Source organism: Bradyrhizobium macuxiense (assembly GCF_001542415.1).
Lineage (GTDB): Bacteria > Pseudomonadota > Alphaproteobacteria > Rhizobiales > Xanthobacteraceae > Bradyrhizobium > Bradyrhizobium macuxiense.
The window spans coordinates 35984-48025 of the sequence record NZ_LNCU01000130.1 but is presented as its reverse complement, the minus strand read 5'-3'; the positions used below and the strand labels follow the sequence as shown (position 1 = coordinate 48025).

General features: G+C 60.2%; 10 protein-coding genes. 3 read left to right on the top strand and 7 right to left on the bottom strand.

Annotation, left to right across the window (positions count from 1 at the left end; all coding sequences use genetic code 11):
* The first annotated feature begins 117 nt into the window (after positions 1-117).
* A complete protein-coding gene (locus AS156_RS39535; protein ID WP_136626650.1) occupies positions 118-780 on the top strand; it encodes an acetyltransferase in 663 nt (220 codons plus the stop codon).
* A 42-nt stretch (positions 781-822) separates the two neighbouring features.
* The gene (locus AS156_RS42620) at positions 823-1719 is read left to right on the top strand and encodes a glycoside hydrolase family protein (RefSeq protein WP_136626649.1); all 897 of its coding nucleotides are present in this window, start codon (positions 823-825) and stop codon (positions 1717-1719) included.
* A gap of 11 nt (positions 1720-1730) precedes the next feature.
* Here the strand turns inward: AS156_RS42620 and AS156_RS39525 are convergent, their stop codons facing one another.
* The 3 genes from AS156_RS39525 to AS156_RS39515 all read right to left on the bottom strand — a co-directional run bounded on the left by AS156_RS39525 (position 1731) and on the right by AS156_RS39515 (position 6186).
* Complete coding sequence (locus tag AS156_RS39525) at positions 1731-2366, bottom strand: class I SAM-dependent methyltransferase (protein ID WP_066516035.1); 636 nt, start codon at positions 2364-2366, stop codon at positions 1731-1733.
* Between the two features lie 18 nt (positions 2367-2384).
* On the bottom strand, positions 2385-3398 hold the full coding sequence (locus tag AS156_RS39520; protein ID WP_082747981.1) for a glycosyltransferase family 2 protein: 1014 nt from the start codon (positions 3396-3398) through the stop codon (positions 2385-2387).
* Positions 3399-3633: 235 nt separating this feature from the next.
* Positions 3634-6186 (bottom strand): M10 family metallopeptidase C-terminal domain-containing protein, encoded by a 2553-nt coding sequence (locus AS156_RS39515; RefSeq protein ID WP_066516033.1) that lies wholly within the window; start codon positions 6184-6186, stop codon positions 3634-3636.
* A 382-nt stretch (positions 6187-6568) separates the two neighbouring features.
* Between AS156_RS39515 and AS156_RS39505 the strand changes: the two genes are divergently transcribed.
* Positions 6569-7762, top strand: coding sequence for a CaiB/BaiF CoA transferase family protein (locus AS156_RS39505; RefSeq protein ID WP_066516023.1), 1194 nt, complete (start codon positions 6569-6571; stop codon positions 7760-7762).
* Positions 7763-7766: 4 nt separating this feature from the next.
* Here AS156_RS39505 and AS156_RS39500 read toward each other — a convergent pair whose 3' ends face one another.
* From AS156_RS39500 to AS156_RS39485, 4 genes are all read right to left on the bottom strand, one after another.
* Entirely contained in the window at positions 7767-9278 is a 1512-nt protein-coding gene (locus tag AS156_RS39500; RefSeq protein WP_066516018.1) for a tripartite tricarboxylate transporter permease, read from the bottom strand.
* A 125-nt stretch (positions 9279-9403) separates the two neighbouring features.
* Entirely contained in the window at positions 9404-9946 is a 543-nt protein-coding gene (locus AS156_RS39495; RefSeq protein WP_066516014.1) for a tripartite tricarboxylate transporter TctB family protein, read from the bottom strand.
* A gap of 76 nt (positions 9947-10022) precedes the next feature.
* Positions 10023-11123: an S-methyl-5-thioribose-1-phosphate isomerase gene (mtnA, locus tag AS156_RS39490; RefSeq protein WP_066516011.1), complete on the bottom strand. Its 1101-nt coding sequence runs from the start codon at positions 11121-11123 to the stop codon at positions 10023-10025.
* Between the two features lie 41 nt (positions 11124-11164).
* On the bottom strand, positions 11165-12040 hold the full coding sequence (locus tag AS156_RS39485; RefSeq protein WP_066516010.1) for an S-methyl-5'-thioadenosine phosphorylase: 876 nt from the start codon (positions 12038-12040) through the stop codon (positions 11165-11167).
* Positions 12041-12042 lie beyond the last annotated feature (2 nt).

The window sequence follows — 12042 nt, the reverse complement described above, 5'->3', positions numbered from 1 at the left end:
GAATGACTTGTTGTCGAGCAACGGTGCGAACGTGCTATTCCAATGCCGCGTTTCACCGCTCCCCCGAAGCCACTCTTGTTCGTATCAATACTCGCTAAGCTGTAGGGGCTGATCGCGATGCAGAAAGTCGTCATCTTCGGCACCGGCGAGATTGCTGAGCTCGCCGATTTCTATTTTACCCATGATAGTGATTGTGAGGTTATCGGCTTCACGATCGACGAGGCTTACATTAAGCAAACTCGCTTTCTCGGCCGACCTGTAGTGCCCTTTGAACGTCTGACAGAGACGTTCCCGCCTCAAAACTGCAGTTTATTCGTGGCGGTTAGCTACTCCGGAGTCAACGATCTACGAGCAAAAAAAGTCGCGGTAGCGCGCACCCACGGCTACCAGCTGGCTTCTTATGTAAGCAGTCGAGCCACCACATTTGCGGGGTTGCAAATCAATGAAAACTGCTTTGTTCTTGAGGACAATACCATCCAGCCATTTGCGAAAATCGGAGCCAACGTGACGCTTTGGAGCGGAAACCATATCGGACACCATTCCGTTATTGAGGATGATGTATTCATCGCCTCTCACGTCGTGGTCTCTGGTGGCGTCAGAATCGGCCAAGGCAGCTTCATCGGCGTCAACGCCACTCTGCGCGATCACGTCAAACTCGGGAAAAGATGTGTCATCGGCGCCGGCGCGCTCGTGCTCGAGGATCAGCCTGATTTTTCCGTGGTCGCGCCGCGTGGCACGGAGCGCTCGCCTGTTCCAAGCACCCGCCTCCGGCGTATCTGAAAGATGACTCTGATGCGGTGGAGGAAGCTTGGGCGGATCTTCGTGGCAGATTCGAATTCAGAATGGATCCATAGTCACGGTATTCTTCCAATTCCGCGCGCGTTGGGTGAATTTCGATATCGTATTTATTTCACACCTCGTGATCGCCAAGCGCGATCCAATATTAGTTGGCTTGACATTGACATACGAGAACCCACCAAGGTTTTGCGCCTATCGAAGTCCCCATTATTGACGCCAGGTGCGTTAGGCTATTTCGACGACTGCGGCGCCATCGGCTGCTGGATCGTCGAACATGATGGCATCGAACATCTGTACTACCAAGGCTGGAACCGCGGAGTGACCGTGAGCTTCTATGTTTCCGTCGGCATCGCCGTTCGTCCAGCAGGCGATCCAGACCGGCCTTTCGAGCGCATCGGCAGTGGGCCGATTCTTGATCGCTGTATGGAAGAGCCGGTTTTTATCTCGGACCCCGCGGTGCTGATCCACAACGGAAAATGGCGAATGTGGTATCAGTCGGGACGACCTTGGATGCGCGTCGGAGATCAGCTCCTACCATCCTACGACATCCGTTACGCCGATTCTTCCAACGGACGACATTGGAATCTGACCGGCATCAAGTCCCTGAGCTTTGAGCATCCAGGTGAAGTCGCCATCGCCCGATTTTGTCCACTCCAAGAACGCGATGGATACTACCAGGCATGGTACTCCTATCGAGGCAACGATTGGGGGTACTGCATCGGCTTCGCCACATCAACCGACGGCGAGCGCTGGACGCGTCGCGACGATCAAGCTGGGATCGAGCTTGACCCAGATAGTTGGGAACGCTCAATGATCTGCTACCCCTACGTTTTCGATACCGAGATGGGACGCATGATGCTGTACAACAGCGGACGATACGGGGAGGCCGGTTTTGGAATTGCCGTTCTGGATCAGGCCTAACGCGCCGGCTTCTAGACGCGACGCACGATCATCGTAAACTCGTATAAGCTATAGTCCTGCAATAGCGCCACGGACCGACCATAGTGCTGTATGCACCACGATAGGGTTTCGCTGGGATCCGCATAGTACAGATCTGCACGACGGCGTTCGGGATCGCTCGACAAGCTTAAGACGTTGAATGCAAAACCTCGTCGCCCGGCGCGCGCAAGGAAATCGATCGTCTCGTGAACATAATGGGCCCAGGTTTCGGTCGGCAGCAGGCCCTTGACGTTAAATATTCCGCTTGCAACTGCGAAGTCTGCAGTTTCATCAGGTATGGCCCCTACGCGCCAACGCCGATCAGCTCCCTCGCCATGCAGCCGTACGGCTTCGGCAATCATATCGGGCACAATATCATAGCCGATGAACGCCCCACGATGGCCGTCAGCACGTAAAAACCGTAGGAAATCGCCAAATCCACAACCCAAGTCAAGAACCGAAGCGTCCCGATCGTCACCTAACAAGCGAAGAAACTGCCGATGGCGCAACTCATGCGAAAATTGCCCGTTCCAATCGACACCTTGTGGGGTGGCTCCATGTAAGGCGAACTTCGAATTATAGTAAGCTGCGATATTTCTGATGATTAACGAGTTGTCATCAAGGTTCACGACGCCAATCCCTCACCACTAACCTGGTGCGCCGACATCGAACTTCGACTCCGACGCACGCATGTCGATTGCGTTCGCTTCCGATGCGACCTCAGCTTTCGATACGAATGATGCTTGCGCGCGGTACACTTGCCGCACAACCGTATAGGGTCGACGCTTTGTCTCGGAGAATATATTGGCCACATAGATGCCGATTATGCCAAGGACGAGAGTTGTCAGCCCGCCGAAAAACCAGATCGAGATGATCAACGAGGTAAAGCCATCAACGCCGATGCCGGAACGAAAGTAACGGAATACATAGAACAAGATAGCGGTCAGCGAAAAGGCAAAGATCGCGATACCCAAATAAAAGGTAGCGTAAAGAAGCTTTGTCGATGTAGTCGTCAAATATTTGACAGCCATCGCTATCCGCATGCCAAGCGAATAAGTCGTTGGTGAAAGCGACAGCTTCTGAACGGGAAGCGCGACCTGTCGAAATCCGGCCAACTGAAACAGGTTAGCGATTAGGAACTCGCGTTCCTGATGCTGAAGCAATGCACGTACATAGTCGCGAGTCATTAGGCGTGCAATCACGACGTTCCGCGGGAAGGACTGGTCGCTTACAGCGTTGACGAGCCAAAAAAAGGCTTCACCTGTAGCACGTTCAAACCAGCGGCCTCGTCGAACCTCCTGCACACCATAGACCACGTCGCATTCCCCTTGTGAGAGGCGATCATGGAAGCGGCGCAGCAGTTCTGGCTCCTCCTCGAGGTCGCTATCTATCAGAAATACAAAATCGCCGGTCGCGTGCCCAAGGCCGGTCATGAGCGCTCGGTGATGTCCAAAATTCCGTGACAAATCAACCACGACGACACGGGGATCTGTTCTATGCAAAGCTAGAGCAAGCGCAAGGCTATCGTCGGAAGAACCGTCGTTCACGAAGATCAGTTCGATGTTCTGGCTAATCGACTCGGCTGCGCGCAACGCACGACAATAGAACTCGTTGATGGTCGGCGCTGACCGATAGAGAGTCGTCACAATGGACAATCTCACCTTGGTATCCCCTCAGATTCGCGAAAACCGCACTGCGTTGACACAACGTCCTGCAGCTGTGCACGGAAAATCGGTATCGTCTCCCAGCGAATTCATCGCGCCAAGCGACGACGCACCTCGCGTTTAGCGACTGCCGGAAGAGTTTAGGCGATCTAACCTTCACGAATCAAGCGTAGCCAGGCGAAATCGCGGTGTGTGGAAGTGGTGTATTTGCGGCAGCAGGCAGCGCACTGCATCAAGACACAAGATGCCAGCCGGTGGCTGCGTTGATCGTGCCGATTTGCTGATTGAGCGCAACCTGCGGCCCATTCATCTCCCAAGCCGTCAAAACATGAGTGGTCGGGTTTTCGAAGAGAATGTCCGACTTATGGTCCCCGTTGACATCCTCCAGGCCGACATAGGTGTCCCCCGCGGCCGCAACCCCGATTTGCGGATTGGCAAGGACCTGCGTGCCATTTAGCTCCCAAACCGCGACACCGTGCGTGGTGCTATTCAAGAACAGAAGGTCCGATTTCCCATCTCCATTGAAGTCGCCGATATCGGCAAACCTCCAGCCGTCGGCAGCGTTGATAGTGCCGATCTGGGAGCTCGCCAGGACCTGGTAGCCATTCATCAGCCAGACTGCCACGTCATGCGTCGTGCTGCTGAGAAATAGGAGATCTGACTTCCCGTCGCCATTGAAATCCCCAACGCCCTGAAACTGCCAACCGGCGGCAGAATTGATCGTACCGACGGTCGCAACCGAACTGACTTGTGTTCCGTTCATCTGCCACATCGACACGTCATGCGTCGTGTCATTGATCATGAGCAAGTCCGTCTTGCCGTCTCCGTTAAAATCCCCCGTCGCGGCGAACTGAAAGCCGGACGCGATGATGCCCACCTGCGGATTAGCAGTGACCGTAGTGCCGTTCATTTGCCATATCGCAACACCAGCCGTATTGCTGTTGAGGAACAACAGATCAGTTTTGCCATCGCCATTAAAGTCGCCAGTACCGGCAAGGCTCCAACCCGCCGCCGCGTTGATCGCGCCGATATTCACATTGGCCACAACCTGCGTGCCGCTCATTTGCCAGACGTTCAGGACGTGAGTGGCATCATTGAGCATCAGCAAGTCGCTCTTGCCGTCACCGTTGAAGTCGCCGGCGTAGGCAAAGTGAAACCCTGACGCCAGCGTCCCGACCTGTGGGCTTGCAAGAACCTGCGTCCCGTTGAGCTCCCATTCAGCTACGCCGGACGTGGAACTATTAACGAACAGCAGATCCGTGTTACCGTCCCCATTGAAATCGGGAGCATGTGTAGCGACGGCATCGCTTTGTGCATGAGCTCCTATCAAATCTGACGCGGTCAATGTTATATTTCCCGTCAAGTCGATCGCGAAATCCGGCGTTCCGTCACCATTGGTGTCGCCTTGCAGCACCGTTACGCCGAGCGCGCTGTTGTAGCTGTAGTCGAGTTCGTCGGCCTTATGGTCGAAGGGCGACAGGCCGATGAAGTCGAACGTGCCGATGCCGCTGAGATCGATGTGATCCAGGCCCGAGACGAAATCCGTGATCAGATCGTGCGTCCCGCTCGCTGGTGTGACATCTCCGGCCGCAAACACGAACGTATCGGCGCTGCCGCCACCGATCATGGTGTCGACGCCGGAGCCCGCGACCAGCCGGTCGGCACCGGCTCCGCCGACCAGGGTATCGTTGCCCGCGCCGCCCACCAGCGTGCAGCCGTAGTCGTTCGCGATCAGCCAGTCGTTGCCGCTGCCGGCGATCGCCGTCTGGATGATCGTGTTGGCCGCGATCCCGATATTGTGAACCAGGCCGCCGATCGAGGAGAAAGCGCCGGGATGCAGGTCGATGTCCTGCGCGACGGAATATCCGGAGCAGTCGAGCGTGTTGCTGCCGCCGCTGTCATAGATCGTGAAGGCGGGCGGCAGGCTGTAGTTGGCGAAATTGAAGATCGCGCCTGCGTTGCTGTTGAAGCCGTAGACGGTGTTGCCTGTCCGCGTCGTGGTCGCCGCGCCGTAGATCGAATCCACGGCGTAGATATCAGCCATCTGCGGCGTGACGACGTAGCGGTAAGAACCTCCATTGTAATTATCCTGCGCGAAGTACGACATGATCGAATACTGCCAGGTGTCGTCAGCGTAGATCGCGTTGGCGGCATAGTTCGCATCGCCGTTATAGGGGCCCTGGTGGCCGAGGCCGAGTGCGTGACCGATCTCGTGGATGTAGGTCTGGTATCCGTAGCTGTCGATCCCGGTCTTGCCGTCGTAGGCGCCGCCGTCGGTCGTGATCCAGTCCGCGCTGATGTCGACCGTCGCCGAGCTCATGATGCCCGAGCCGTTCCAGTTCGCACCGGTCATGGCCGTCATCGAGCCCGTGTCGACGAACGTGACGTTGGCACTGGCACTGGTCTGGACGAAGGTCACGTTGGCAACCTCGTGCCAGGCCTCCAACGCAGACAGCGCGAGCGCCTGCTCGGCAGCACTTAATGCGCTGATGTTGAAGCTGATCGTATTGGAGGCCCAATGATGGGCAATCGTGCTGCTGTAGGCCCAGAACCCGTTGACGAGATAGTCGGCGAGCTGGGCGACGGTCGCCACCGGTTTGGCGGTGCTGTCATTGGTCGTAGCGCCGACAGTACTTGCTGCGAGCGGATATTGATCACCGGGGTCGCCCAGAAGAGCCGGGTTTCCTGTGATGACAGTGGACGTTGGCAATCCGGTTGTGAACGCCGTGCCATCCCAACCATCAAACCAGGGAAGATCATCGGAGAACGAATGGCCTTTTCGCATTATACCAACCGCGCCTGGAAGCTTACTGCCTTGAATGAGTCGCCTGACGACGGGCGCAGGATAACACGGCCCAGCCGCAGGCAGTTTGTCACGATCTTGCGGATGCGCGATTGGCAAATCATTAAGGCGTCCGTGACAAGGCCCGCTAAGGCTTCGATGAATATCCGGGTACGAGCAGCGTCCACGCCTCGGGGGTCGACTGGCCCGTAGATTTGCGGATATCGTACCCGAACCGAGCCGTATTCCGGGGCGGAACCGCTGTTCCGACGGGCATTTGTTTCCGACCTTGTCCCATCGGGGTACCAGTTGGAAAGGCTCGCCGAATTGTCTAAGCCAGACAGGCCAGATTCCGGAACGGCCCGGCAAACAAGAGGTGTTCTCAATGCCCTTTCCCCAAGCGTCCCAAGCCCTGTCCCGTTTCACCGTGCTGGATCTGACCCGCGTCCGTTCGGGGCCGACCTGCGTGCGACAGCTCGCCGACTGGGGCGCCAATGTCATCAAGATCGATGCGTTGCTGGAAGACAGCGGCGGCGAGCAGCCGGGCGGTCCACGCGGCGGATCCGACTTCCAGAACCTGCACCGCAACAAGCGCGCCATGACCCTCAATCTCAAGGACCCGAAGGGCCTCGAGGTGTTCAAGCGGCTGGCCGAGCAGGCCGACGTCATCGTCGAGAACTTCCGCCCCGACGTCAAATTCAAGCTCGGCATCGACTATGAGAGCATGCGGAAGATCAATCCGCGCATCGTCTATGGCAGCATCTCCGGGTTCGGCCAGGACGGCCCCTATCACAAGCGCCCGGGTTTCGATCAGATCGCCCAGGGCATGGGCGGGCTGATGTCGGTGACCGGCGCCCCCGGCGGCGGCCCGATGCGGGTCGGCATCCCGGTGGCAGATCTGACCGGCGGGCTGTTCTGCGCGATCGGCATCCTGACCGCGCTGCTGGAGCGTGACGTGTCCGGCGAAGGCCAGTGGGTGCAGACCTCGCTGCTGCAGGCCCAGATCTTCATGCTGGACTTCCAGGCCGCGCGCTGGCTGATGGAGAAGGAGGTGGCCAAGCAGGCCGGCAACAACCATCCGACCTCGATCCCGACCGGCGTGTTCAAGACCTCCGACGGCTACATCAACATCGCCACCACGGGAGGACGGATCTGGGAGCGCTGCGCTCAGGCGATCGGCGCGCCCGAGCTGGTCACCGATCCGGACTACGCCACCGCGCCCGCGCGCTCGAAGAACCGCGATGCGCTGAACGCCAGGATCAACACGCTGACCGAGAAGAAGTCGACCGAGACCTGGGTTCGCGAACTCAACGAGGCCGGCGTGCCGTGCGGACCGATCTACTCGATCGACCAGATGTTCGAGGATGCCCAGGTCAAGCATCTCGGCATCGCCCAGCACGTGCCGAACGACGAAAACCGGCACATTCAGCTGGTCGGCCAGCCCGTGACGCTGTCGCGGACGCCGAGCCGGATGGCGGCGCGGCCGCCGGAATTCGGCGAACAGACCGACGAAGTGCTGGCCGAGTTCGGCTTCGGCAAGGACGAGATCACCGAGCTCCGCCAGCGCAAGGTGGTCTGAAACTTCACGCTCTCGCCGGCCGCACCAGTCGCGTGAGGCCGGCAAAGGCGCGGTCGATCAGCGGCCAGAACAGCAGCACGATCGCCAGCGTCGTGATCGTGCCGACGAGACCGTTCGACCAGAACACCGTCATGTCGCCGCCCGATCCGATCATCGACAGGCGGAACGCGTCCTCGGCCCGATTGCCGAGCACCAGCGCCAACGTGAACGGCGCGAGCGGGATGCTGATCTTCTTGAAGACATAGCCGACGACACCGAAGCCCAGCATCAGCCAGATGTCGAACATCGCGTTCTGGATCGCGTAGGCGCCGATCGCGCAGGACACCACGATCATCGGCGCCACCGCCGCGAACGGCACCCGCAGGATCGAGGCGAAGATCGGCACGGTGGTCAGCACCAGCACGAGGCCGACGACATTGCCGAGATACATGGACGCGATCAGGCCCCAGACGAAATCCTTGTGCTCGACGAACAGCAGCGGCCCGGGGTTGAGGCCCCACACCATCAGGCCGCCGAGCAGGATCGCCGCGGTGCCCGAGCCGGGAATGCCGAGCGCGAGCATCGGCAGCAACGCCGAGGTGCCCGATGCGTGCGCCGCGGTTTCCGGCGCGAACACGCCCTCGATGCGGCCCTTGCCGAAACTCTCCGGGTCCTTGGAGAAGCGCTTGGCGAGATTGTAGCCCATGAACGAGGCCGCGATCGCCCCACCCGGCGTGATGCCGAGCCAGCAGCCGATGAAGGACGAGCGTAGCAGCGTCATCCAGTATTTCGGCAGGTCCTTCCACACCGACAGCACCACGCGCAGGCTGATGCCGGCGGCATGCCCACGAAGCGCCAGGCGCTCCTCCATCGTGAGCAGGATCTCGCTGATGCCGAACAGGCCGATGACCGCGACGAGGAAGTTGATGCCGCGCAACAGTTCGGCGGAACCGAACGTCATGCGCAACTGCCCCGACACCGTGTCCATGCCGACACCGGCGAGCAGCAGCCCGAGCGACATCGAGATGACCGTCTTGTGCTTGGCCTCGCGGCCGAGCCCGACGAAGGAGCAGAACGTCAGCAGATAGACGGCGAAGAATTCCGGCGGGCCGAACTTCAGCGCAAACGACGAGATCATCGGCGCCAGGAAAGTGATCAGCAGCACGGCGACCAGCGATCCGATGAAGGAGGAGGTGAAAGCCGCGGTGAGCGCTTCCGCCGCCCTGCCCTGCTGCGCCATCGGATAGCCGTCGAACGTGGTCGCGACCGACCAGGCCTCGCCCGGGATGTTGAACAGGATCGAGGTGATGGCGCCGCCGAACAGCGCGCCCCAATAGATGCAGGACAGCATCACGATGGCCGACGTCGGGTCCATCGTGAAGGTGAGCGGCAGCAGGATCGCAACGCCGTTGGGGCCGCCGAGCCCGGGCAGCACGCCGACGAAGATGCCGAGCACCAACCCGACCATCATCAAGAGTAGCGTCTTCCACGTCAGCAGGACGGCGAAACCGTGCAGCAGGAGACCGAAAGCTTCCATGTCTCGAGATCCTGTCGATCAGCTAAGCGCGATGAGATTGGGTTGAACCGTCATCGCGCATTAGCTCCTTGTTTGTTTGAGCATGATCTTTCGGAAAACCGCTTCATACTTTTCCGGATCATGCACTAGTAGCCGAAGGCCGCTTCGAGCGGCCCCTTCGGCATGATGACGTCGAATGCGATGTCGAAGGTCACGAACATCGCGGCGGTGAAGACGAAGGCGGTGAGCAGCGACTTCCACAGCGCGATCTTGCCGACCAGGCGCATGAAGCCCGCGATCAGGAGGAAGCTCGCGACATAGAGCCCGAGATATTGCGTGGCGAGGCAGAACAGGAATGTCGGCACGAACACCGCCATCACCCGGCGCAACTGCGCGCGGGTGACGAAGGTCTCGGCAGCCTCGCGGCGCGAGATCAAGGCGGCCCCGATGCCATAGAGGCTGGCGGCGCCGAGGATCACCGAGAGATAGAATGGAAAATAGCCGGGTTGCGGGCCGGTCGAGTCCCATGACGCGCCGGTGCGCCAATTGTCCCAGCCGAGTATCACGGCAAGCGCGAGCAGCAGCAGCGAGATGATGACGTCAACGGCACCGCTGCCGACGACCGCGGGCGAGCCCGCCTCGGGCGCGGTCGGATCGTCGACGACGATATCAAGTTCGGGATTGGACATGGATGAGACGGTCTGGGTTGCGAGGGCAACGATTGGGATAGCGTGCTGATTCAATCACCGTCAATGCAGCCTTCAGCTAACTGCTGGAGCGTTCGGGGAATGCGCTCGCAAGTGCAGCACGATCCGGTTTGAGCACGCCGCGCTCGGTGATTAACCCCGTCACCAGCCGCGCTGGTGTCACGTCGAAACCGAAATTGGCCGTCGGCGAACCTTCCGGAACCACGCGCACGGTCTCGATCCGTCCGTCCGACGTACGTCCGGTCAGGTGCGTGACTTCCCTCGCGGCGCGCTGCTCGATCGGAATCTGCCTCACACCATCGTCGATACTAAAGTCGATGGTCGGCGACGGCAGCGCAACGAAGAACGGGACGCCATTGTCGTGCGCGGCGAGCGCTTTCAGATAAGTCCCGATCTTGTTGCAGACATCGCCATTGGCGGCGACGCGATCGGTTCCGACGATCGCGAGATCAACCATCTGGCGCTGCATCAGATGACCGCCGGTATTGTCAGGGATGACGGTGTGGGGCACGCCGTGATGGCCGAGTTCCCATGCGGTAAGCGAGGCACCCTGATTGCGCGGGCGCGTCTCGTCGACCCAGACATGCACCGGAACGCCGCGATCATGCGCCTGGTAGATCGGCGAGGTCGCCGTCCCCCAATCCACGGTTGCAAGCCAGCCGGCATTGCAATGCGTGAGAACGTTCACCGGCTCCCCGGCCTTCTTGGTCGCGGCAATCGCCTCGATCAAGCCAAGCCCATGGCGGCCGATATCGCGGTTGATCGCGACGTCCTCGTCGGCGATCGCCCGGGCGCGGGCATAGGCCGCCTCCGCGCGTGCCGAGGCTGGCAGCGGCGCCAGCGCACGCTGCATCTCGTCGATCGCCCATTTCAGATTGATCGCGGTCGGCCGGGTCGCAGCCAGCATCTTGCCCACACGATCAAGCGCGGCATCCGACGCATCGGCGCGCATCGCCAGCGCCACGCCGTAGGCCGCGGTGGCGCCGATCAGCGGCGCGCCGCGGACCAGCATCGAGCGGATCGCCTCGCCTGCCTCCACCGCCGTCGTGATCCTAGCGACGATGAACTCATGCGGCAGCCGCCGCTGGTCGATGGCGCCGACCGACCAGCCGTCGGGCTCGAGCCAGATGCTGCGGAAATGTTGTCCGTCCACCTTCATGCCCTACGCCCTTCGCGTCGCGCGCTTCTTGAAGAACTTCTTCACGACCGCAATACCCGTCCGGCAATGGCATCAAGCTTGGCGAGCAGCGCGGGATCGCGCGCTGCGGGCGCCGTGATCAGCGCGGAGTCCAGCGCGCGGTCCGAGCCGATGGGACACGGCTCGTGCTCCCTCGGGAAATCGCGCGCCAGACGCGCGACCAACGCCTTGGCTTTCTCCGCGTTCGAATTCAGCACGCGGATGATATCCTGCACCGTCACCGCATCATGGCCTGGATGCCAGCAATCAAAATCGGTCACCATCGCAACGCTAGCGTAGCAGATTTCGGCCTCGCGGGCGAGCTTGGCTTCCGGCATATTGGTCATGCCGATCACCGAATAGCCCTGCGCTTTGTAGGTCAGGCTTTCCGCGAGCGAAGAAAACTGCGGCCCCTCCATGCAAAGATAGGTACCGCCGCGCGCAAACGCGATGCCCTCGGCTTCGGCTGCGCCCGCAAGATGCGCCGCGAGAAGCGGCGAGACCGGGTGTGCCATCGACACATGTGCGACGCAGCCCTTGCCGAAGAACGAGCTCTCGCGCTTGTACGTGCGGTCGACAAATTGATCGACCAGAACGAAGGTGCCGGGCGGCAGATCTTCCTTGAACGATCCGCATGCGGACAACGCGACCAGATCAGTGACGCCTGCCCGCTTCAGGACGTCGATATTGGCGCGGTAGTTGATATCGGAGGGCGACAGCACATGGCCCGGTCCGTGCCGCGGCAGGAACACGATCGGTAGTCCCGCCATCTCGCCGCGTCGTAGCGTCGCCGAGGGCTCTCCCCACGGGCTCTCAATTGCCTCCTCACGGACGTTTTCCAGGCCAGGCAGGTCGTAGATGCCGGATCCGCCGATGATCCCGAGAACGGCTTTACTCATGA